General features: G+C 34.1%; 16 protein-coding genes. 13 read left to right on the forward strand and 3 right to left on the reverse strand.

What is annotated here, in order from left to right:
- Positions 1-316 precede the first annotated feature (316 nt).
- Positions 317-1126: an alpha/beta fold hydrolase gene (locus DF185_RS13790; protein ID WP_110361345.1), complete on the reverse strand. Its 810-nt coding sequence runs from the start codon at positions 1124-1126 to the stop codon at positions 317-319.
- Positions 1127-1477: 351 nt separating this feature from the next.
- Positions 1478-2191 carry a pyridoxine 5'-phosphate synthase gene (locus DF185_RS13795; protein WP_110361346.1) on the reverse strand — a complete coding sequence of 238 codons (714 nt, stop codon included), beginning with the start codon at positions 2189-2191 and terminating at the stop codon, positions 1478-1480.
- Between the two features lie 105 nt (positions 2192-2296).
- Between DF185_RS13795 and DF185_RS13800 the strand changes: the two genes are divergently transcribed.
- The 8 genes from DF185_RS13800 to murI all read left to right on the forward strand — a co-directional run bounded on the left by DF185_RS13800 (position 2297) and on the right by murI (position 10200).
- Entirely contained in the window at positions 2297-2962 is a 666-nt protein-coding gene (locus tag DF185_RS13800; protein WP_110361347.1) for a CBS domain-containing protein, read from the forward strand.
- Positions 2963-3092: 130 nt separating this feature from the next.
- Complete coding sequence (locus DF185_RS13805; protein ID WP_110361348.1) at positions 3093-3977, forward strand: NAD kinase; 885 nt, start codon at positions 3093-3095, stop codon at positions 3975-3977.
- 187 nt (positions 3978-4164) lie between these two features.
- On the forward strand, positions 4165-4851 hold the full coding sequence (gene porG, locus DF185_RS13810) for a type IX secretion system protein PorG (RefSeq protein ID WP_133250044.1): 687 nt from the start codon (positions 4165-4167) through the stop codon (positions 4849-4851).
- 3 nt (positions 4852-4854) lie between these two features.
- On the forward strand, positions 4855-5601 hold the full coding sequence (gene uppS, locus DF185_RS13815; protein ID WP_110361350.1) for an undecaprenyl pyrophosphate synthase: 747 nt from the start codon (positions 4855-4857) through the stop codon (positions 5599-5601).
- A 24-nt stretch (positions 5602-5625) separates the two neighbouring features.
- Positions 5626-8139, forward strand: coding sequence for an outer membrane protein assembly factor BamA (bamA, locus tag DF185_RS13820; protein WP_110361351.1), 2514 nt, complete (start codon positions 5626-5628; stop codon positions 8137-8139).
- A 75-nt stretch (positions 8140-8214) separates the two neighbouring features.
- On the forward strand, positions 8215-8736 hold the full coding sequence (locus DF185_RS13825) for an OmpH/Skp family outer membrane protein (RefSeq protein ID WP_110361352.1): 522 nt from the start codon (positions 8215-8217) through the stop codon (positions 8734-8736).
- Between the two features lie 29 nt (positions 8737-8765).
- Positions 8766-9281: an OmpH/Skp family outer membrane protein gene (locus DF185_RS13830; RefSeq protein WP_110361353.1), complete on the forward strand. Its 516-nt coding sequence runs from the start codon at positions 8766-8768 to the stop codon at positions 9279-9281.
- Between the two features lie 91 nt (positions 9282-9372).
- On the forward strand, positions 9373-10200 hold the full coding sequence (murI, locus tag DF185_RS13835) for a glutamate racemase (RefSeq protein WP_110361354.1): 828 nt from the start codon (positions 9373-9375) through the stop codon (positions 10198-10200).
- 50 nt (positions 10201-10250) lie between these two features.
- On the opposite strand, the gene DF185_RS13840 is transcribed toward murI, so the two are convergent.
- Positions 10251-10787 carry a gamma carbonic anhydrase family protein gene (locus tag DF185_RS13840; protein ID WP_110361355.1) on the reverse strand — a complete coding sequence of 179 codons (537 nt, stop codon included), beginning with the start codon at positions 10785-10787 and terminating at the stop codon, positions 10251-10253.
- Positions 10788-11241: 454 nt separating this feature from the next.
- Here DF185_RS13840 and DF185_RS13845 point away from each other — a divergent pair, with 454 nt between their 5' ends.
- From DF185_RS13845 to DF185_RS13865, 5 genes are all read left to right on the forward strand, one after another.
- Positions 11242-14289: a SusC/RagA family TonB-linked outer membrane protein gene (locus tag DF185_RS13845; protein ID WP_110361356.1), complete on the forward strand. Its 3048-nt coding sequence runs from the start codon at positions 11242-11244 to the stop codon at positions 14287-14289.
- Between the two features lie 18 nt (positions 14290-14307).
- Positions 14308-15828 carry a RagB/SusD family nutrient uptake outer membrane protein gene (locus DF185_RS13850; RefSeq protein ID WP_110361357.1) on the forward strand — a complete coding sequence of 507 codons (1521 nt, stop codon included), beginning with the start codon at positions 14308-14310 and terminating at the stop codon, positions 15826-15828.
- 204 nt (positions 15829-16032) lie between these two features.
- Positions 16033-18960 carry a M16 family metallopeptidase gene (locus DF185_RS13855; RefSeq protein ID WP_110361358.1) on the forward strand — a complete coding sequence of 976 codons (2928 nt, stop codon included), beginning with the start codon at positions 16033-16035 and terminating at the stop codon, positions 18958-18960.
- Positions 18961-19490: 530 nt separating this feature from the next.
- A complete protein-coding gene (locus DF185_RS13860; RefSeq protein ID WP_110361359.1) occupies positions 19491-22661 on the forward strand; it encodes a SusC/RagA family TonB-linked outer membrane protein in 3171 nt (1056 codons plus the stop codon).
- A 21-nt stretch (positions 22662-22682) separates the two neighbouring features.
- Positions 22683-24299, forward strand: a complete 1617-nt coding sequence (locus tag DF185_RS13865) for a RagB/SusD family nutrient uptake outer membrane protein (RefSeq protein WP_110361608.1) — start codon at positions 22683-22685, stop codon at positions 24297-24299.
- Positions 24300-24411: the final 112 nt, after the last annotated feature.

The raw sequence follows: 24411 nt of genomic DNA on the forward strand, positions 1-24411 counted from the left end.
GTCAGCGGAAGAGCTCATCAAAAAATTAATTGATGTGTTCCGCCAGCGTGCGAGCTTGTCAAAAAAATAAATGATTACTTCCGCCAGCGTACGGACTCATCGAAAAAATAATTGATGTGTTCCGTCAGCGGAAGAGCTCATCAAAAAATTAATTAATGTGTTCCGCCGACGTGCGAGCTTGTCAAAAAAATAAATGATCACTTCCGCCAACGTGCGGACTCATTAAAAAAATAATTGATGTGATCCGTCAGCGGAAGAGCTTGTTTAATATCTGACTATCATTGAATAAAAGTGTATTTTATTTTCTTGTGGAAAATTAATCCAGTACAAAATATTCAACTGTTTTAACCAGTAATCTAGGTTGTTCTGCATGAACCCAGTGTCCAGCTTTTGGAACAGTGGTGATTTCGGCATAGGGAAAAATGGTTCGAATCAGCTGATGATCGTCATCGGTGATGTAATTAGAGTTTTCGCCTTTTATAAATAGAACAGGAAAGCCTGTAATTCCTTTTCCTTTCTGAAACTTTTCCTTATCCATCCCATCCATAATTTGTGGCAAATATTCACTAATGGTTTTGATGTTTAGTTTCCAAACAAACTCTTTGTTTTCGTTTCGTTTTAAATTTTTGAGTAGAAATTGTCGTACTCGTTCGCTAGAGATATCTTCAGATAATTTTTGATCGATTTCTGTTCTGCTTTTGTATGCTGACAGATTAAAATTTAGCATGGCCGAAACGATATTTTCATGATCGATTGTTTGTGGAGCGTAATCAGAAATTTTCGTATAATTTTTTGGTGCAATATCAGCAACAATCAAATTGTTTACTCTTTCAGGGTAATCAGCTGCAAAAAACATTACCGTTTTTCCTCCCATTGAATGACCTAGTAAGCTAGCTTTTTCAATTTTGTGATCATCCATAAACTCCAGTAAATCTTCTTTCAGATCCTCGTAGGTATGCGAATCGGAATGTGGGGAAGCACCATGATTTCTTTGATCTAAAATATATACTTCGAAATTGTTGCCCAACTCTTTGGCAACACTCAACCAGTTATCCGAAGAGCCATATAATCCGTGAACAATGATTAATGGATATCCTTCTCCGACTTTTCTATAATTCAACTTCATAATGGTAAAGATATAATAACCTGAGTTCGATTTAAAATATTGTCACAGTTTACAGTGGTTTTGAGTAGAAATTTTCTCAAATTTTCGAAGGAATATCGGGATATTTCGAGGTGATTTGAGGAAGTTTATGCCAAAAGCATGTAAATTCTTTGAAAAATCATTTTCATCCAATCTTTACATTAAAAACTCTTCAAAATATCCCGATATTCTTTCAGTTTTTTAAAAACAAATCTTGAATAAATCTGATTTTCTGTGTCGGATATTTTAAATCGAACTCAGGTTACCAGATAATTAGATTGCAAAAAGAAAGGGTACCGTGCTGGCACCCTTTAAAAATATATCTTGTAAATATTATTTAAGACATTTTTTATACATCTGTACGGTGTTTTCCAAGCCAAAGTACAAAGCATCAGAAATTAGAGCATGACCAATCGAAACTTCAGCCAAATTTGGAATTTCCTGATAAAAATATTGAAGGTTTTCCAAACTTAAATCGTGACCAGCATTAATTTCAAGACCTAATTCGTGGGCTCTTTTTGCAGCAGTAACAAATGGACGAATAGCTGCTTCTTTATCTTCAGGATATTCTGTTGCGTATGGTTCTGTATATAATTCAATACGATCAGTTCCTGTTGCTACAGCACCTTCAACATTTGCTAAATTGGTATCAACAAAAATCGAAGTTCGGATTCCTGCAGCTTTAAATTGAGAAATAATTCCAATTAAAAGATCTTTGTTCTTTACCGTATCCCAACCTGCATTTGAAGTGATGGCTTCTGGTGGATCCGGAACCAAGGTAACTTGTTCTGGTTTTACCTCAAGAACTAAATCGATAAAATCTTGCGAAGGATACCCTTCAATATTGAATTCGGTAGTTACCAATGGTTTTAAATCCCTAACATCTTGATAGCGAATATGTCTCTCATCTGGACGCGGATGAACGGTAATTCCTTCTGCACCAAAACGTTCGCAGTTAACAGCTGCTTCGCAAACATTAGGAGTATTGCCACCGCGGGCATTTCGTAATGTTGCAATTTTGTTTATATTTACACTAAGTCTAGTCATTTTAATAGAATCTTAATTGATTAAAATGTAAGGTAAGCGCAGTTTAAAAATCGTAACTCATTTACCTATCGGCAAAAATATAAGTAATTCCTAGAAAAACTATTTATGATCGCAAAAGATTTAATTTCTGATGTAGTTCCTGTTTTAAGGGAAACGGATACTGGAATTCAGGCACTAAACTGGATGGAGATTTTTCGTGTATCTCATTTGCCAATTGTGAAAGGAGATGAGTTTTTGGGTTTGATATCGGATAATGATATCTATGACCTAAATCAGGCAGAGGAGCCAATAGGAAAGCAAAAGTTGTCTTTGTTTAGCCCATATGTAATGGAAAATCACCATATATATGATGTTATTGAGATTATATCACGACTTAAACTTACCGTAATTCCCGTTTTAGAAGACGAAAAAACATATGTGGGCCTAATTACGCTTAATGATTTAATGCAATATATCGAAAGGATTTATTCCGTTCGAGAGCCAGGAGGTATTATTGTGTTGGATCTTAATTCAGTCGACTATTCTCTTAGCGAGATTTCAAGAATTATTGAAAGTAACGATGCAAAAATTTTAAGCTTGTATGTGAAGTCTGCGACTGATTCCAGGAAGATAGAGCTCACCATAAAAATAAATCGTAGCAACCTAACCTCAATAATTCAAACTTTTTTACGTTACGATTATACGATAAAGACTACTTATGTGCGCGAAGATGATATGAAGGACATGTTAGAGGATCGTTACAATTCGTTCATGCGATTTCTGAACATCTGATTTAAATCTTCAAATCTTTATTGAATTAAGTTTTCCGAACAAGAGAAACTTTTATATTTGCTTTTACGGATATTGAATGCGTTTATGTGTGCAATTGTCTGTGAAAATCAATAAAACAAACACAAACCGGATGAAAATAGCTCTTTTTGGTCGACTTTTTAATGAAAGTTTTACCGATAGCTTTAAACTCATGTTCGATGAGTTTGCCAAACACAATGTGGAGGTAGACATATATGAACCATTTTACGATTTTTTAATTCGTGAAATCAATTTTAAACCACCCGTTAATGGATACTACAAGGGGTGTGATGATTTGAATAAAGATGTAGATTTCGTTTTCTCTATTGGAGGAGATGGAACTTTTCTTGAAGCTGTGACCATTGTTCGTGATGCAGGAATTCCTATTGTGGGGATCAATAGTGGTAGATTAGGATTTATGGCAGATATTGCCCAGGATGAAATTCCACAGGCATTATCAGACATTTTTGAGGGGAATTATACCATCGAGGAAAGGAGCTTGCTTCAATTGGAAACCTCAAAGAACGGATTGTTTCCTGAATTCAATTATGCACTTAATGAGTTTACCGTGCATAAGACTGATACAGCCTCAATGATTACCATTCATACCTATCTGAATAATGAATATTTGAACTCTTATTGGGCTGATGGGTTAATTATTGCTACGCCAACGGGTTCAACAGCATATTCATTGAGTGTTGGTGGGCCAATATTAATTCCTAATACACAGAATTTTATTATTTCTCCCATATCACCTCATAACTTAACGGTTCGTCCTATTGTAGTGCCAAACTATCACGAAATTACATTAAAGGTAGAGGGGAGAAGTGATAGCTATCTAGCTTCCTTGGATTCTCGTTCGTGTACATTTGATTCTTCAATTGAACTTAAAATAAAAAAATCAGATTTTAAAATCAGAGTTTTAAAATTGAGAACTCACAGCTTTTACGGAACCTTGCGCAATAAGCTAATGTGGGGCGTTGATAAACGTAATTAATAATCTAAGTAATACTGTTTTTCATTTTAACAAAATTTAACTCGATAGGCATTATATTTTACCCCTGAAATAAGGATTTTTAAGATTATATGTTACTTTTGTAGCTTGTGAATGAAATTTGGGAGAATACATCCTGTTTCAACAGGGCATTAAAGCGATATGCAAGGCTCTCAAATCAATTTTACAGGTGAAAAACAAACTTGTTTTTATGCGCAGACTGATTTTTGGTATACTTTTTTTTGTCGTTTGTAATTCGGCATTTTCGCAAACCAAAGCAGAATTAGGTTTTTATGGAGGAGCAGCCTACTACATGGGTGATATAAACCATACCTATCATTTTTATTCAAGTTCTGTGGCAATTGGAGGAATATATAGGTACAATTTCAATCCCAGATATTCTTTAAGAGCAAGTATGTTGTTTTCTGGATTAAAGGGAGAAGATAAAGATTTTAAGAATCAATATCAGCGAAATAGAGGCGCTTCTTTTGATACCGATGTGGTTGACTTGTCTTTACAAGCAGAATTTAATTTTCAGCCATTTTGGTCTCCGGGAAAATCAAGAACCAAAAAGTTGGTTCCCTATGTAACGGCAGGTATCGGGTATATCGCACCAAGTAGTACTGAGTCATCCTTTACCATCCCAATGGGAGCAGGATTTAAATATAACCTGGGAGGAAGATGGACTGCGGCATTAGAATGGAGTTTTAGGAAAACATTCACCGATAATTTGGATCACTTGGATGATCCTCATAGTTTAAACAAAAGCAATTTAATGCACAATAACGATTGGGCATCCTTCTTTGGAATCATGTTTAGTTATAAACTATTTCCAGATAATGAAGAATGTCATTCATACGGTCGATTTGTTAAGTAATATATGTCATTCAAAGAAAAGATTATAAAAGAAAAATTGCCTTCTCACTTGGCAATAATTATGGATGGTAATGGTCGCTGGGCAAAAATGCGTGGCGAGCATAGAATTGTAGGCCATCAGAATGGCGTTGAAGCGGTAAGACAAACTGTAGAAGGAGCCGCAGAATTAGGAATTTCTTACCTAACCCTTTATGCATTTTCAACTGAAAATTGGAATCGCCCACAGGATGAGGTTCTTGGGTTGATGTCTTTGTTGGTTGAGGCGATTGAGAACGAAACTCCAACTTTAATGAAGAACAATGTTCGATTAAAGGCGATTGGGAATCTTGATAGTTTGCCAGAGGAGGTAAGAGAGAAATTGAATGGAACCATCAATACGACATCGGTAAATACTGGATTGACTTTAGTCTTGGCCTTGAGTTATAGCTCAAGATGGGAAATTGTGAATGCGGTTAAGTCAATTGCTGATAAAGTATCTGATGGGAAAATATCTTCAGAAGATATAGACGATTCAATTTTTGAAAATCACTTGACTACAGCTGGTATTCCTGATCCTGAGTTAATGATTAGAACCAGTGGGGAAACAAGAATTAGTAATTTCTTGTTATGGCAATTGGCTTATGCCGAATTGTATTTTACCGAATTGTTTTGGCCTGATTTTGATAAGGAAGAATTGTACAAAGCATTGTATAGTTATCAAAACAGAGAACGCAGGTTTGGTAAAACAAGTGAACAGTTAACAGATAATTAAGAATTAACCATTATAAGCTAAGTAATGATTAAACGATTAACTTTTATTTTAACCCTTTTTATAAGTTTTACTGCGATAGCGCAGGAAACCGATACGATTTACAATCCAGCTCTTTACTACAACTCCCCTAAAACTTATGAATTGGGTGGTGTAACAGTTTCAGGAGTAAAACATTTGGAAACTAACGTACTCGTACAAATATCAGGATTGCGTGTTGGATCTCAGCTAGAAGTGCCTGGAGAAAAGGTTACTAAGGCAGTTAATAAATTGTATAAGCAAGGTTTGTTTTCTGATATTCAGATTACAGCAACAAAGTTAATTGATAAGCAGATTTATTTAAACATTCACTTGCAAGAAAGACCTAGATTATCGGAGGTAAATTATAATGGTACCTCTAAAAGTGAGACCAATAAAATTAAGGAAAGGTTAAAACTTCAGAAAGGAACTCAGGTTACCGATTATATGATCTCAAACATTAATACTATTGTTGGTAACTACTTTAAAGAAAAAGGATTCTATAATGTAGATGTTAATGTTTTACAGAGGGATGATCCAAATGAGGCAAATAGTGTGATTTTGGATATCAATATGGATAGAAATAATAAGATTAAGATTAAGAATATCTTCATAGAAGGTAATGGGGCTCTTTCCGATAAAAAGGTAAAGAAAGCCATAAAAGGATCCAAAGAAAAACGATTAAGAAACTTCTTTAAATCATCTAAATACATTGAAGAAAAGTGGTATGAGGATAAGATTGGCTTGATTACCAAATATAATGAAGAAGGTTATAGAGATGCGATTATCATTTCTGATAGTATTGAACAAGTTTCTGAAGACAGGGTTAATCTGTATTTAAAGCTAAAAGAGGGAAATCAGTATTTCTTTAATGATATTACTTGGGTTGGGAATACTGTTTACACTAGTTATGATTTGGATAGAGTTCTTAAGGTTAAGCAGGGTGATGTCTATAATCAGAGCTACCTGAATGAGCGATTAAGAGAAGATGATGATGCGGTAAGTAACTTATATTTAGATAATGGTTATTTATTCTTTAATGTAAATCCGGTTGAGAGAGTAATTGGGAAAGACTCTATTAATATCGAAATGCGAATGGTTGAGGGTAAGCAAGCTACAATTGACCGTGTTAATATTGTTGGTAATACAAAAACTCATGAGCATGTTGCTCGAAGAGAGTTGTATACTTACCCTGGAGAATTATTTAGTAAGTCTGATATCATCCGTTCTGTGCGAGAGTTAGCACAGCTTGGTCATTTCGATCCTGAAGCAATAAATCCGGATATAAAGCCACATCCAGAAAGTGGAACTGTAGATATTACATATGAATTGGCTGAAAAAGCAAACGATCAAATTGAACTTTCAGGAGGTTGGGGTGCTGGTATGATTATCGGTACAGTAGGATTACGTTTCTCTAACTTCTCTATTCGTAATATATTTAATAAGGAAGCTTGGAGTCCACTACCAACTGGTGATGGTCAGACATTAAGTATTCGTGCTCAAACAAATGGATCTTATTATAACTCATACAGCTTATCATTTACAGAGCCATGGTTAGGTGGTAAAAAACCTACATCATTGAGTACATCAATTTATTATTCGCAACAAACTGGGTTTAATCGTAACGCATATTACTACTCTCAAGGTTCTGATCGATTTGATACAGGACAGAGTCAAAAGATTTTTGGGGCTAGTGTTGGATTGGCTCGTCGTTTGAAATGGCCAGATGATTATTTCTCTTTGTATAATGAAGTAAGCTATCAAAATTTTAGGCTAAAAAACTGGCAGTACTATTTAATTTCGGATGGAACTTCAAATAACTTTAGCTTCACGACTACATTGTCTAGAAGCTCTATAGATAACCCATTATATACGCGTAGAGGTTCTTCTTTCTCTTTGAGTTTAAAATTCACACCTCCATATTCTTTATTTGAAGATTTGGATTATGAAAGAGCGGCAGATGATGAAAGATATAAGTGGATAGAATACCATAAGTGGGTTTTTAAGGGGAAGATGTATAATGGATTGCTACCTAAAAATGACAAATTAGTACTTTATACAGGAGCTGAATTTGGATATTTAGGATATTACGATAAGGACAAAAGATCACCATTTGAAGGTTTTGAAGTTGGTGGAGATGGTATGTCGGGTTATAGCATGTATGGTAGTGATAATATAGGGGTAAGGGGTTATGAAAATGGTTCTTTAACTCCAATTCAAGCCAATGGTAGACGTTTGGGGGGTAATGTTTACTCTAAACTTACTGCTGAGGTTAGGTATCCATTATCATTAAGTCAATCAGCTACTATTTATGCATTAGCATTTGCAGAGGCTGGTAACGCCTGGTATGATTTTGAAGATGTTCAACCATTTAACCTTAAACGTTCGGCGGGACTTGGTTTAAGAATATTCTTACCAATGTTTGGACTTCTTGGAATTGATTGGGCTTATGGTTTTGATGAAGCTAATCTACCTGGACAAAACGGTAGTCAGTTCCATTTTGTAATTGGTCAACAATTTTAACATATTTTAAGAGTTGAGTATTGACTCCTCGTGTATTTTAGCTTAATTTAGAGTTTGTTTGAAAAAAGCATTAATATGAAACGAATCATCTTATTGATAATAGTCTTGGTAGTTTGTATAGGAGAATCATATTCTCAACAACGCTATGGATTTGTCGATACGGAATATATCTTAAATAAGATACCTGATTATAAAAATGCGCAGGAGCAATTGGATCAATTTTCTCAAAAATGGCAAAATGAAATTGAAAGTGTTGCAACTGAAATTAAGGAATTACATGCAAAATTTAGAGCTGATGAGGTTTTTCTATCATCAGAAATGAAAGCAAAAAGAGAAAAGGAAATTCACGATAAAGAAGTGTTAGCGCAAAAATTACAGCAAAAATACTTTGGTAGAAATGGTGAACTTTATAAAAAAAGACAAGAATTAATGAAGCCTATCCAGGATGATATCTATGAAGCAATCAAGGAGATAGCGAAGTCTGGAAGTTATGGTATGATTATTGATCGTGCTAATGGGCCAACAATTATATACAGCAATGCAAAATTTGATTTAAGCGATAAAGTGCTGTATAAATTAGGTATAAGAACTAAATAAATATCAAATAAAAACTAACTGAGTATACTATGAGACAATTTTTAAAAGTAACATTAGTAGCCGCTTTCCTTCTTACAGGAGCTAACTTATTTGCACAAACTGTAAAATTAGGACATATTGATTCAAATGAATTATTGTCTATAATGCCAGAAAAGGAGCAAGCTCAAAAGCAAATACAAGCAAAAGCAGAAGAGTACGATAAACAAATTCAGGAAATGAAGGCTGAGTATCAAAAATTAGCTCAAGCATATATTGCCGCAAGAGAAACTTTAACTGAAGAAGTTCGAGCTATTAAAGAAAAGGAAATTCAAGATCTTCAAAACCGTATGCAAACTTTTGATGGTTTTGCACAACAAGAACTACAAAAAACACAGAATGAATTATTGAGACCTATTTTCGACAAAGCATCGAAAGCAATTAAGGATGTTGGTGCTGAAAATGGTTTTACTTATATCCTAGATATAAGTACTGGTGTTATCTTATTTCATGCAGATAATAGTACAGATGTTATGCCATTGGTAAAAGCTAAATTAGGTCTACAATAGATATTCGTATCAAGATATTTTAGATAAAGGTGGTATTTTAATACCACCTTTTTTATTTTTACCTATGTTGATGTAGTAAAAATGATGATAAATGAAGAATAATAGGCAAGCAATAGGAGTGTTTGATTCTGGATATGGAGGTCTAACTATTTTAAATGAATTTTTAAATGAGCTGCCTGAATATGATTTTATCTACTTGGGAGATAATGCGCGAAGCCCTTATGGAACAAGATCATATGATGTTGTATATGATTACACATTGCAAGCAGTGGAACAATTGTTCTCTATGGGCTGTGAATTGGTGATACTTGCATGTAATACTGCTTCAGCGAAGGCTCTTCGTACAATTCAGCAGCGCGATCTACCAAAGATTAATTCCAATAAACGAGTGTTAGGTGTTATCAGACCAAGCGTTGAGGAGATTGGTTTGTTGACTAAATCAAAACATATTGGTGTTTTTGGAACCGTTGGAACGGTACGTTCAAATTCATATCCTTTAGAAATAAAAAAGTTGTTTCCGGAAATTGTGGTAATTCAAGAAGCTTGTCCAATGTGGGTTCCTTTGGTAGAAAATAATGAGTTTCAATCTGCAGGAGGGCAGTTTTTTATTAAAAAGAATATTGATAGTCTTTTAAAAAAAGATCCAAAAATTGATACGATTATTTTGGGGTGTACTCATTACCCACTATTAAAGGAGGAAATTCGGAAATTTCTGCCAAATAATATAAAATTAATTTCCCAAGGTGAAATTGTAGCGAATAGTTTAAAGGATTATTTGTTTAGGCATCCAGAAATGGACGTTAGGTGTTCAAAAAATTCGGAAAGGGAGTTTTTTACAACCGAATTCGTTGATAGTTTTGAAGAAAAGGCAAGTCGATTTTTAAATCTCGACTTGAAAGCAAGACATATATCTTACTAAATAAAAATAGCCTTCATTATTGTGAAGGCTATTTTTATTGGAATATTATCCTACTCTTTTATTGTTTCTTCATCAGTCTGATACCAGCTTGCGTACATAGCGTAGCTATTTGCTATTCTATTGATTTCACCTTCAAGAAGTTCAGGGCTGATTTCTTTTATTTTTTTTGCTGGAGAACCAGCGTAAACACTTCCTGATTCAACATGAGTTCCTTTGGTAACAACTGAACCAGCAGCAACAATTGAATTACTTTCAATTACAGCATCATCTAATACAACGGCACCCATACCAATTAATACATTGTCTTTAATAGTACATCCATGTACAACTGCATTGTGTGCAATAGAAACGTTGTTTCCAATATTGGTTGGTGACTTTTTATAAGTAGCGTGTATGGTAGCATTATCTTGAACATTTACATTGGTCCCGAGCTTTATGTAGTGAACATCTCCTCGAAGAACAGCACTATACCAAATACTACAATCGTCTCCCATTTCTACATTTCCTATAATGGCCGCATTTTCGGCCAGAAAGCAGTTTTTACCAAATTTTGGTGATTTTCCGTTTAAATCTCTAACAATAGCCATTCTTATTTAGTTTGATTATAAATACAAAGATAATCAAAATAAGATCTGATACTTAAGGCAAGAGTATGTTGTGGAAAAAAATTACGCAAACGTTAGTGTAATAGGATAGATTATCAATGATATAAGATATCATATTATTTTACTTGAAGTAAATAGTAAGTAGTAAAATAAGTTATTGTTTATCAATCAATAGATTGATAAATTATATTTTTATGAAAATATAATTTGAAAGTTTAACATTTTTTCACAACTTTGGTTGCGACTAATTAATAGGGAAATTAATTAAAAATAGGTGAAAATTATCGTAGGGGTGCAATAAATCACCTAATTAGTCGATGAAATAAAACAATTCAAAGGGGTATGTATTCTATCTATAGCTTAACTAGGGATTAAGCTTAGGATTCATATATGAATAATTATTTAATAAATTAATTAATCCACTAACTAAAAATTTATGAAAAAAAGTTTAGTTTCGACGCTAATCCTAATGTTTATTGGGTTGCAGGGGCTTTTAGCTCAAAGTCGAGAAGTTTCTGGGGTTGTAACATCTGCTGAGGATGGACTAACAATACCAGGAGTTTCTGTAATTGTAAAAGGTACTACCATCGGTACCTCCACAGACTTCGATGGAAAATACACAATACAGCTACCTGACGGAGAAAGTGTTTTAGTTTTCTCTTGCGTTGGTATGGTTAACCAAGAAATTACAGTTACTGGTTCTACATTAAATGTAGTAATGGAGAATGAGTCAATTGGAATGGATGAAGTTATGGTAGTTGCTTATGGTACTGCTAAAAAGGAATCATTTACTGGATCTGCATCTGTGGTGAAAAAAGATGATATTGTAAAAGTTTCTGGTGGTATTGGTAAAGTAATTCAAGGTAAAGTTGCTGGTGTTACTGTAATGGGTGATGATATTCGTATCCGTGGATTCGGTTCATTCTCAGCTTCATCTTCTCCTCTATATGTTGTAGATGGTGTTGTTGGTGCCCCTAAACCAAATGATGAAGATATCGAAAACTTTACAGTGCTAAAAGATGCGGCATCTACTGCATTGTATGGTTCACGTGGTGCTAATGGTGTAATTATTATTACATCTAAAAAAGGTAAAAAAGATAAAAAACCTACGTTTGAAATTAAGTACCAGCATTCTGTGGAAAAAATGATTGAGCCTGAATGGGACTTAATGAATGCTGCAGAATATTATCAGCACCAATTTAAAGGAATGGTTAATTATGTAGGAGAAAGCAGAGCTTATACTTACTTTAACTATTACATGAATAATAAAAATCCATATAATATGGCTGAGCCATTTAATTTGGATGGTTCACTTAAAGAAGGTGCTAAGTTGCTATATGATACAAATTGGAAAGACGAAGCTCTTGAAAATGCATCTAAGGATGAAATATATGTTGCAGCAAGTGGTGGATCAGAAAATTCTAATTACCATTGGTCAGCGCGTATGTATAAGTATGATGGATTTGTGCGTACTTCAAAAAGCAAAGGGGCAAATACTCGCTTTAATTACTCTATTGACTTGCGTGATAACTTAAAAGTGAATGTTAACTCAACGATATCTTACTACGAAGGTTCGGGTACTTATACAACTAAGGCGAATGAAAATAACCACTTGTATTTGTCATATGTACTTTCTCCAGCAGCTCCAATGTATCAGTTAAATCAAATTGATAATGGTGATGGAACTCATAGTTATGAATATGTTTTGGATAAACAAGGCAACAGAGTTTATGACTATTCAAACCCTAACTACAAAAATTACAACCCAATTGGTTTGATGGAAGCAGATTTTGATGACAATTATGGCTTTTCAGCTTTTTTTGCTCCGTCTATTACTTATGAAGTAATTGATGGCTTAACATTAAAAGGTCAACTTTCGGGAAGATTAAATACTAGAAGAGGTGATTCGTTCCAGAATCCATACTATGGATCAGGTTCAACAGAGAATGGACTTTCTACTAAAGAAACCTATCATACAATGGATTGGACCATGCATACTTCCGCAAACTATAAGTTTGAAGTTGGTGATGATCACTCTTTTGATGTATTGCTTGGTTACGAAGCAGCAGACTACGACTATCAGGATTTTTATGCTACTAAAAATGGATATTCTCTAGGTGATATTTCTACAGAATTGTCTACAGGTAATAGTCCTAGATATGCTGGTTCATCAACAACTGAAGTTGGTTTGATTTCTTACATCTCTAACATGACCTATGATTTTAGAGATAAGTACTATATGTCTGCTTCATTCAGACGTGACGGATCATCTAAATTTGGAGAAGATAATAAATGGGGTAATTTCTGGTCTGTTGGTTTCTCTTGGAGATTATCAGAAGAAAACTTTTTGTCAGCAGATTGGATTAATAATCTGAAACTAAGAGCTTCTTATGGTGTTTTAGGTACTAATGACATTGGTAATTATAAGTTTGGTGATTACTATAGCCTTGGTGCAAACTATGGTGGTATCACTGGTGTTTCTCACACCAACTTGCCTAATGCTCAATTAGGATGGGAAGAGTCAGACAATTTCTCAGTTGGGGTTGATTTTGATTTATTCGATTCTAAATTGAGTGGTACAATTGAGTATTTTAATAAGAATACTGATGGGTTATTATATAATGTGCCTCTTCCTACTACTACCGGATTCCCTTCTGTACTTATGAATATTGGTGAGATGCAGAATTCAGGTTTTGAAATGGAATTGAGTGGAAAGATCCTTTCTGGAGAATTCAATTGGAATGCTGATCTTACCATGACTTACATTAAGAACGAAATTAAGTCGCTACCAGTTGATCAGGTAATTCAAGGTACAAAACGCTGGGTTGCTGGTGATAGCCGTTATGAATATTATATTAGAGAATGGGCAGGTGTAGATCCTGAAGATGGTAGAGCTCAATGGTATATGGATCAAGAAAATGCTGATGGAACAGTAGAGAAAGTGAAAACAAAATCTTACAGCGAGGCTACTAGATACAATATGGGGCAGTCTACTCCAAAATTCTTCTTTGGTTTAAACAACAACCTATCGTACAAAGGATTTGATTTCTCTGTTCAAACAGTTGCAGCTTTTGGTCACAAAATTTATGATGGTCAATACCAGACATTCATGCACGATGGTTCAGGTAAAGCTACTAACTTAGCAAAAGATGCATTGAATTCATGGACTACAGAAAACACTAATACTGATATCCCAAAATACAGATGGGCTAACAATACAAGTAGTAATTCAACTTCATCAAGATGGTTAGTTGATGGTGATTTCGTTAAAATCAAAAATATCACATTTGGTTATACTGTTCCAGAAAGATTTTTGGATAAAATGTTCTTGACTTATGCAAGAGTATTTATGACTGTGGACAATGTACACTCTTTCTCTGATTACAAGTCTGGAGATCCTGAAATCAGTTTAGCAGGTGTTAGTAATGGATATACTTTCAACCCTGCCACTACCTACAGAATGGGTATCAATATTAAATTTTAATCGGATTACTAAGAAATTATGAAAAAATATATTTTATTATTGTTCGCAGCTTCATTCTTTTTCTCGTGTAGTGAGGATTTGATTGAAGTGGATCCTACAACTAAGGTTCCAGCTAAGGACGTTTATAATACTGAGGATGCTATTGATGCGGTTCGCATTGGTATGTATTCGCAATTAGCTTATAGAGGAGATGGTGCTCTTTACACTTTAATGTTTCCAGTTTTAGGTGATATTCTTGCTGATGATATGGTGTATGGTGATACATGGTATCAGGTTTGGGGAACCGAGTATGCTTATGAAACTAGAGCAACTAGTAGTGGTCCAAAGCAAATTTGGAATCAATCATATTACTCTGTTGAAATTACAAATACTATGATTCATGAAATTGATTATAGTAAAGTTGAAGGTTTTTCGGATGATAAGGCGAAGCAATATATCGCTGAAGCCAAAGCTATAAGAGCAATGGTTCATGTTGATTTAGCACGTTATTTTGGTAAAGCTTATCATTTGGATAATGGAGCTTCGAAAGCAGTTCCTTATGTAGATAAGATTGGTTATTCTTCAACTCCTGGTGAAGTTGACCTTCCTGAAAGAAATACAATGAAGGATATTTACACTAAGGCAATTGCTGATTTAACAGCTGCAATTCCTGATCTTCCAGCAGTAAATAGCGGTAATTCGAGATATATGAATAAAAATGCAGCTTATGCTATTTTAGCAAGAATTTACATGGATATGCATATGTATCCTGAAGCAAAAGCTGCAGCTACTAGTGCTTTGGAAGGTGTTGATTTAATGAACAAGGATACTTATTACCAGGGAGGATTATCAAGAGTTAATGATGAAAGCTTATTGGTGTTTGTGAGTGATAAGGATAAGTACTCAAAGTGGAGAACATTTACTTCTTTCCATGATAACTGGGATGGCATGGGTGACGACTTTCGTGCTAATGAAACTTTAGTTGCATTGTTTGCTGATAATGATTTAAGAAAACATTTTTTCTCACCAGAATCTGACCATGAGAATGGTTCCGGTTATGAATATCATAAGCACTACTTAAAATATCCAGGATATGGTGTTACTGTAGGAAAAACAAGCTTAGGATATTATACTTATGGAAAATTCCCTCGTATTGATGCTGTAATCGGTGAAGCAAAAGGTTCTTTAGGACTTGGTGAGTACAATTACATTCGTGGATCTGAAATGGTATTAATCATTGCAGAGTGTGCAGCTCGTGAAGGTGCTTCTGGTGAAACTGAAGCTAAGAACAGATTACTTGAAATTCAGCAAAGAATGATTTCTGGAGCTAGTTTATCAACTAACTCAGGACAAAACTTAATTGATGAAATCATTGTTGAGTATAGAAAAGAAATGTTCGGTGAAGGTCATGGTCATAGATTAATGTTGCGTTTAGGTAATGGTTTAAAACGTACAGGTGGTAATCATACTGCACTTTTAAATCTTCCGGCAGGAGATCCTAAATTCCAGTGGCCAGTTCCACAATCAGAATTAGATACGAATCCAAACTTAGCTAAATAAGAATATTTAAATATTAAGCTAGTTTGAAAATATAGGAAGCCTGGTCTTTAAGTTTATGGCTATGGCTTCCTTTTTTTATACAGTATCATATTGTGTTATGTAATATTCCCTGTCTCTCATTACGGTATACATCCCTATTTTACCGTTTATTTTAATTCTTAAAAGAAAAAATATTTCATTAGTAAAAAAGGAAAATTAGATCTTATGAAATTTAAAAAACTTATTTCATTACTCACTTTGTTTGTGGTTGTTACCTCTAGTTTATTAGCTAGTGACCTAAACAGTATTAAAGAGTATAAATTAAAAAACGGATTAACAGTAATCTTAAATGAGGATAAGTATGCCTCTGATGTTTTTGGTTATGTTGTAACAAAAGCCGGAGCAAAAGAAGATCCAGCAGATCAGGAAGGGATCGCTCACTATTTGGAGCATATGCTATTTAAAGGCAATGAACAAATTGGTACGATTAATTGGGAAAAGGAAAAAGTATATATCGATAAGATTTATGCTTTGTATGAGAAGCTAAAAAGCACAAAAGATAAAAAGGAAGAAGCTGAGATTCAAAAAGAAATTAATGAACTTTCCAAAGAAGCAGCTCAGTATGCTTGTCAAAATGAACTGGACAAAGTTCTTAAAGATATTGGTTCTACAGGGCTGAATGCAAACACTAGTTGGGATAGAACAGTGTACATGAATAGCTTTCCTGATTTTCAACTTGAGAAATGGCTGAAAATCTATAGTGATCGTTTTATTAACCCTGTTTTTAGAGGTTTTCAGGCTGAGCTAGAGGTTGTTTTTGAAGAGAAAAATGAATCTTTGGATAACAGAAACAGGAAAATGTATGAAGAATTGCTTGCAAAAGTGTTTGAAGGTCATGAATATAGTAGAACTGTTTTAGGACGTGTAGAGCATATTAAAAAGCCTTCATTGGTAGCCATGAAAGAATTCTATGACAAGTATTATGTGCCTAATAATATGTGTCTAATTTTAACTGGAAACTTTTCCTCTACTGAAGCTCAGCCATTAATTGAAAAATATTTTGGACGTTGGGAACCAAAAGATCTACCTAAAGAGGAAGTAAAACCGGTTAAAGATTTTAAAGGGGGAGAGAGCTTAGCTTTAAAATTGGGATATTCAAGAAGAGGATCTTTAGTTTATCGTACAGTTAATAATAAACATGAAGATGCTGTTACTTTGGAATTTGTTGCTCAATTGCTATCTAATTCAACGGAAACAGGATTACTTGATCAGTTAAGATTAGATAAAAAAGTAGGTGGTGCTTACAGTTCCAATATGAACTTAAATGATCATGGTATTTTTACCATTGATTACTCTCCTAAACTTCGTAAAGAAGTAATGATTGAAAAGTATAAACAAACAGGGCGATATGAACCAGTATATGAATCATTCAATGGTGCGGAAAAATTGATCCTTGCTCAGGTAAAAAAATTAAAGAATGGTGAATTTGAAGATTGGAAAATTGATGCTATAAAAAAGGATTTAATCAAAGATTTTGACTTGTCATTAGAAAATAATGTACGAATGGGAATTCTTTTAGGAGATGTTTTTCAAAAAGGTTCTGATTTGAATGAATTAAAATCTTATACAGCAAAGATTAAGTCAATCACGAAAGAAGACATCGTAAATTGTGCTAATAAATATTTAGGCAATAATTATTTAGCACTTAATGCATACGAAGGAAAACCTAAACAGAAGAAGATAGAAAAGCCAGGTTATGAACCTATTGAACCTGTTGCAGGTAACCTTTCAAATTACGCTAAAGAAATATTCGAAACAAAAAATACAAATTCAAAAGAAGATTATGTTGATTTTGATAAAGATTTTGTTTGTGCAAATATTAGAGATGGCGTTGAATTATATTACGCAGAAAATCCTCATAATAACGTGTTTAGTCTAAGAATAAGTTATGGTGCAGGAAATCATCAAATAAAAGATCTTGAATATGCTTCTGGCTTAATGAATTATGCAGGAACATTGAAAAGAGATATCAGTAGCCTTAAAGAAGAATTTGCTAAAATTTCATGTAATTATAGTATCTACAGTACAGACAATGAGTTAATCGTTTCTGTTAATGGAGATGAGAAATATTTGGATGATGCTTTAAAATTAATTACCGAGTTATTGTTGATTCCAAATTTGGATGAAGAAAAACTTGAATTATTAGTGAATTCGCAAATCTCATCTCGCTACTATGAGAAACAAAATGTTGGAGCAGTTGCTAATGCTCTACGTCAATATATTCTTTATGGTGAAAAATCTGATTATCTCGATAGAAAAACTATTGATGATCTGAACAAATTATTGGTAAGTAAATTAGTTGGTGTTTATCAGGATGCAACAAGTTATGGAGTAGAAATGCACTATTGTGGAGCAAAAGATTTCAACTCAGTTAAGCAATCCATAATGAGTAATTTGAACTTTAAATCAGATTTGAAACCAAGATGCGATAAGTTTTCGCGTGAAATGAATAAGGTTGAAAATGATGAAATTTATTTTGTACATGATGCTGATGCTGTTCAATGTAATATTTTCTTATTCGTAAATGGTGAGATATTTGATCCTGCAGACCTATCAAAAATTATGGCATTCAATAATTATTTTTCTGGCGGATTCAGTGGAATTGTATTGCAAGAAATTCGTGAAAAAAGATCTCTTACTTATGGTGCAAGTGCACAATATGGGTTTGGTCTGAAAAGCAAGCCAGGATATTTATTAGGGGGAACTAAAACACAAGCTGATAAAACGGTTGAAGCTGTTAAGGTATTTAAGGATATCATTAAAAATATGCCTGAAAAAGAGGACAGAATTAAAAATGTTAAAAGTTATTTAACACAATCATTAATGTCAGGTAAGCCAAGTTTCAGAAGTATGACTCCAACTGTAAGCCGATGGAAAGAGTTAGGCTTTACTGAAGATTTAAATCACAAAATGGTTAATGAAATTAATGAATTGCAATTTGAAGATATTAAAGACTTTTATAAGAAAAGTATTGGTGGAAAACCTATCGCTATTTGTATTGTTGGAAACAAATCAAAAGTGGATGTTAAGGGATTAAAACAAATTAGTAAACTTAAATTTATTTCAAAATCGAAATTATTTTCAAGTAAATAAGAGAGTTTTAGTTAATTGACTTTATATGGAAAGCAGTTCTGATTCATAATCAGAACTGCTTTTTTGTTTTTATATATTTTGAGATGTGTTTAGTATTTAATTTGAATCTAAATACTAAAAAATAAGAGAAGTAGGCCATTTTATTTTCTGGGAGATTTATTCACGCAAACGATTTAGATAACAATATTGAATATCAGTAAGGTAATGGAGTTTTAAATTGAAAGTAATAATAAACAATTTGCTATTATACTGTAAGAGAACTGAAGTGCAATTATTTAGAATTAAAAAGTAAAAAAAAAAAAAGATTTGATTTTTTAAGAATTTTTTACACTTTTGACGCCTCAGATTTGGTAGGGGTATCGAAATCTGAGAGTTGGATATTTTAATCTAGGGGTATATTATCTTATCCAGCTTTAATCAAAAATATTCTAAAGGGAGAATATGCTTTCTATAATCTAATGGGGAAATTATTTTATAGAATTTACATATAGATGTGTATTAATTGTTAATTAACCACTAACTAAAAGTTTATGAAAAAAAGTTTAGTTTCGATGCTAATCCTATTTTTTGTAGGATTGCAGGGCGTTCTAGCTCAAAGTCGAGAAATTTCTGGGGTGGTGACTGCAGCTGAAGATGGGCTGTCAATCCCAGGTGTCTCGGTAATCGTAAAAGGTACAACCATCGGTACCACAACCGACTTCGATGGAAAATACTCTTTAAATGTTCCTGAAGGTGAAACTGTATTGGTTTTCTCTTTTGTAGGTATGACTACACAGGAATTAGCTATTACAGGTTCAACATTAAATGTTGTAATGGAAAATGAATCCATTGGAGTTGAAGAAGTAATGGTTGTTGCTTTCGGTACAGCTAAAAAAGAATCTTTCACGGGTTCTGCAGGAGTAGTTGGAGCTGAAAAACTTGAGGAAAGAACATTAACTTCAGTTGCTCAAGCATTCGAAGGTTCTACTACTGGTGTGCAAGTTGCTGGAGGTTCTGGCCAACCAGGATCATCTCCAAACATTCGTATTCGTGGTTTTGGTACATTAAATGGTGATGCCTCTCCACTATATGTAGTTGATGGAGCTCCATTTGATGGAAGTTTGGCAGACATTTCAACAGAAGATATTGCGTCTATGACAATTTTGAAAGATGCTTCTTCTACTGCACTATATGGTGCACGTGCTGCAAATGGTGTTGTAATGATTACCACAAAAAAAGGTAAGAAATCAAAAGGTAAAGTTAAGATTGATTTCAAAGCAGTTACTGGTATTGTTTCTCAAGCCATTCCTAACTACGAAACCGTAGATGCAAAGGATTATTATGAGTTAATGTATGAAGGTTACAAAAATTCACTTATTCATAGTAATGGTAAAACTCCAGAAGATGCAGCTTCAATTGCTGCATCAGGTATCTATTCTAAATTGAAGTACAATCCATTTAATGTTGCTAATGATCAAATAATTGGAGCTGATGGAAGAATTAATCCTGATGCTGAAGTTATTGCTAAGAGTTTAGATTGGTATGATCCATTGGAGCAAACAGGTAGTAGACAAAACTATAACCTTTCTGCTTCAGGTGGTGGTGAAAATCATGACTTTTATTTCTCTTTAGGATACTTGGAAGAAGAGGGTTATGTTGTAAACTCTGACTTTGAGCGTGTAAATACACGTATGAAAGTGAATGTGACACCAAAGAAATGGTTGAAATTAGGAACTAACTTATCTGCGTCTATTTCTAAGCAAGGTTTAGCTTCTGCAACAGATGGAAATACAAGTTATGCAAATCCATTTAACTTCGCACGCTACATGGGTCCTATTTATCCTGTTTATATTGTTGATCCAACAACAGGTGATTATATTCTTGATGAAGTTACTGGTGAAAAGCAGTATGACTTAGGTGGTGGATATAGTCAATATGGTATCAATTCAAGACCTTCAGGTGCAAATAATGGACGTCATATTGCAGCTGAGTTGGATTACAACTATAATAAAACTAAGAGAAACAATTTAAGTAATCGTACTTTCGCAGAATTTACTATTATCGACGGTTTAAAAGTTTCTACAAATGTTGGTTTGGATATCCAAAACTACATTGATAAGGAATACGAAAATGATATCGTAGGAGATGGAGCACCAACTGGTAGATTTAATGAAACCAGATATACAAGAACTGTTATTAACTGGAACCAGTTAATTAATTATTCTACTACCATTGGTGAAGATCATAACATTGAAGTATTGTTAGGACACGAAAGTTATGATAGAAATTATACAAACATGTATGGTATGAAGTCTAATCAGACTGTAACCAATACATATGAATTTGATAATTTTGTTACTCCAACTTCTTTGTCAGGATATTCACTAGACAAGAAGAATGAAGGTTATTTTGGTAGATTCAAGTATAATTACCAGCATAAATACTACTTCGAAGGATCATATCGTCGTGATGGTTCATCGGTATTCCACGAAGATGAGCGTTGGGGAGGTTTCTTCTCAGTAGGTGCTACATGGAGAATGGATCAGGAAGCATTTATTCAGGAAATAGATTGGCTTGATCAATTGAAAGTTAGAGCTTCTTACGGTCAGGTTGGAAACGACAGATTAGGAACAAGTGCTGCTGATGTGTATGCTTATCAGGCATTATACGGATTCCGTCCAAATGCAGGTGCACCAGGACTATATTGGTCTACAATTGGTAACGATGCATTAACTTGGGAGTCTAACAATTCATTTGATGCTGCTATTGAGTTTGCTGTATTGAATAACCGTTTGTCAGGTTCTATCGAGTATTACAAAAAGACATCTGAAGATCTTCTTTATGATATGCCATTGCCATTATCAATGGGACTTAACTCACAGCCAAGAAACATCGCAACTCTTTACAATGAAGGGATTGAGATTGGATTGAGCGCTGCTATTTTTGATACTGATGAATTCTCATGGGATATCGATGTTCAAGCATCAACTGTTAAGAATGAGATTACTGAGATTCCAGATCCATTTATTAATGGTTCAAAGCGTTGGGCTAAAGGACATTCAGTATATGATTACTGGTTGTATGATTATGCAGGTGTGAATCCAGCTAACGGTGAAGCATTGTATAATGTATGGAAAGAAGAAAATGGTCATATGGTACAGCAGTTTGATGATAATGGAGTAGCTGTAACTACAACAAGTTATTCAAAAGCTGGTAAACGTTATACTGGAGATTCTTCTATTCCTGATTTGTATGGTTCAATTGGAAACACTTTAAAATATAAGGACTTCCAATTAAGTTTCATGATGACTTACTCTATTGGAGGAAAGATCTTAGATTATAACTATGCATCATTGATGCACGGTGGAACTTATGGTCGTGCTCTTCACGTAGATCAAAGAGATGGATGGAGAAATGCAGGAGATATCACAGATATTCCTAGATTGGAAAATGGTAACTCAAACATTAATCCAACATCTGACAGATGGTTAACTGATGCATCATATCTTGCATTAAAGAATGTAAACTTAAGCTACACATTCAAGCAGCAAGCTATTAGAGATTTAGGAATTACACACCTTAAAGTTTTCGCAGCTGCAGAAAATTTATTTATGCTTACAAAGCGTAAAGGAATGAACCCACAGCAGGCTTTCTCTGGTACAACTAGTAATGTATACTTACCTTCAAGAGTTGTTTCATTAGGTGTAAATGTTTCATTTTAATTGACAGAAAAAGAAAAAATTATGAATAAATATATAAAAAGAGCGGTCTTTGCTTTTATGGCCGTTTCAATTATGGGATGTTCTGATGACTTCCTTGAAACCTATCCAACAGATAGTGTTTCAACAACAGAAGCATTATCTTCTCCTAAAAACATGATGGCTGCCTTGAATGGTGTTCATAGAGCTATGTACGGACAATCTACATTCGAAGATTATTCGTTAGCAGCTGAAGGATATATTTTACCTATGATGGAGTATGGTGCAAGTGATGCATTGCATTCAACTTCAGGAAATGGTTGGTTCAGATCCAATTTAAGATGGTTAGTTCATACAGATCCAAACAGAAGTGACATGGAATATGTATGGTATCATCACTACAACATTATCGGAAGTGTTAATAATATTATTAATGCAGCTATTGATAATGAGATGACAGTGACCCCTGAATTATCAAATATTCTAGGTCAGTGTTATGCTTACAGAGCATGGGCACATCACCGTTTGGTTACTTTGTATGCGAAGAGTTATACTTATGGAACTCCTGCTACAGATCCAGGTGTGCCAATTATGACTAAAACTGCTGCTCCTTTTGAAGGTCAGGCAAGAGCAAGTGTAGAAGCTGTTTATACTCAATGTGAAAATGATATTAAGAAATCTATTGAGTATTTTGAAAATGCAACTAAAGCAGATGATAATTCTCATATTTCAATGAAAACTGCAAAAGGGATTGCTGCTCGTATCGCTTTAACAAAAGGTGATTATGTAAATGCTGCTACTTATGCTAATGAAGCTCGTGATGGTTTCGCATTAAAAAGCGAAAATGAGTACAAGCAAGGATTCAACAATTTTGAAGATACAGAAGTAATGTGGGCTGGTGATATTGTACCTGATCAAACCACTTACTATAGAGCTTGGTTCTATTATATCGGAACAAACTTCAATGGATCTCAAAATAGAGGTAATCCTAAGTTTATCAATCACGAGTTGTATAAATTGATTGGTGATAATGACTACCGTAAAGATATGTGGTTAGAAACAGCTCCAAATACAATTGATGTAGAATTCGATGATGATGGAAACGTGATTTCAGGTGATGATAACTATGCAACATCTACCGAATTTTGGGCAGCATGGAGAAACGTGGTTGATGAATATGAAATGACTACTTCATTTAATACATACCCATACATGTCAGTTAAGTTCCGTAATGCAAATGGTGGTACTATCGATCCTGATGATGTTCTTTATATGAGAGCTTCAGAAATGTATTTGATTGAAGCGGAAGCTTTGGCAATGCAAGGAGGAAAAGATACAGAAGCTATTGCTGTTATTACAGAATTGGCTAATGCTCGTAGAAAAGACAATACAGTTGCTTACGATGTAACAGCTAGAGGTTTGAGTCTAATAGAAGAAATCAAAGTTCAACGTAGAATTGAGCTGTGGGGTGAAGGTCACAGATGGGTTGACATGAAGCGTTTTGATGAAGCTCTTGATTTAACAAATAGTGGTGCTGATGAAACTTTATACCAAAAAGGTTTCAAACAAGATAAGCCATCTATTAACAGCGATTGGATTTACAAAATTCCACAAGCTGAGATCAACGCAAATCCTAACATTTCTGAAGAAGATCAGAACTAATAAAGGAATTATATTCTCTGAGAGGACAACCTATTGGTTGTCCTCTTTTTTGTTTTTATAAGTAGAGTTATAAATTCTGCCTTTCACAAACTAAAATTCACACTTATTAAGA

Source organism: Marinifilum breve, from assembly GCF_003202155.1.
GTDB classification, from domain to species: Bacteria; Bacteroidota; Bacteroidia; order Bacteroidales; family Marinifilaceae; genus Marinifilum; species Marinifilum breve.

Coding starts and splice junctions, on each gene's coding strand:
- DF185_RS13790 (WP_110361345.1), bottom strand. CDS start 1,126: ATGAAGTTGAATTATAGAAAAGTCGGAGAAGGATATCCATTAATCATT.
- DF185_RS13795 (WP_110361346.1), bottom strand. CDS start 2,191: ATGACTAGACTTAGTGTAAATATAAACAAAATTGCAACATTACGAAAT.
- DF185_RS13800 (WP_110361347.1), top strand. CDS start 2,297: ATGATCGCAAAAGATTTAATTTCTGATGTAGTTCCTGTTTTAAGGGAA.
- DF185_RS13805 (WP_110361348.1), top strand. CDS start 3,093: ATGAAAATAGCTCTTTTTGGTCGACTTTTTAATGAAAGTTTTACCGAT.
- uppS (WP_110361350.1), top strand. CDS start 4,855: ATGTCATTCAAAGAAAAGATTATAAAAGAAAAATTGCCTTCTCACTTG.
- bamA (WP_110361351.1), top strand. CDS start 5,626: ATGATTAAACGATTAACTTTTATTTTAACCCTTTTTATAAGTTTTACT.
- DF185_RS13825 (WP_110361352.1), top strand. CDS start 8,215: ATGAAACGAATCATCTTATTGATAATAGTCTTGGTAGTTTGTATAGGA.
- DF185_RS13830 (WP_110361353.1), top strand. CDS start 8,766: ATGAGACAATTTTTAAAAGTAACATTAGTAGCCGCTTTCCTTCTTACA.
- murI (WP_110361354.1), top strand. CDS start 9,373: ATGAAGAATAATAGGCAAGCAATAGGAGTGTTTGATTCTGGATATGGA.
- DF185_RS13840 (WP_110361355.1), bottom strand. CDS start 10,787: ATGGCTATTGTTAGAGATTTAAACGGAAAATCACCAAAATTTGGTAAA.
- DF185_RS13845 (WP_110361356.1), top strand. CDS start 11,242: ATGAAAAAAAGTTTAGTTTCGACGCTAATCCTAATGTTTATTGGGTTG.
- DF185_RS13850 (WP_110361357.1), top strand. CDS start 14,308: ATGAAAAAATATATTTTATTATTGTTCGCAGCTTCATTCTTTTTCTCG.
- DF185_RS13855 (WP_110361358.1), top strand. CDS start 16,033: ATGAAATTTAAAAAACTTATTTCATTACTCACTTTGTTTGTGGTTGTT.
- DF185_RS13860 (WP_110361359.1), top strand. CDS start 19,491: ATGAAAAAAAGTTTAGTTTCGATGCTAATCCTATTTTTTGTAGGATTG.
- DF185_RS13865 (WP_110361608.1), top strand. CDS start 22,683: ATGAATAAATATATAAAAAGAGCGGTCTTTGCTTTTATGGCCGTTTCA.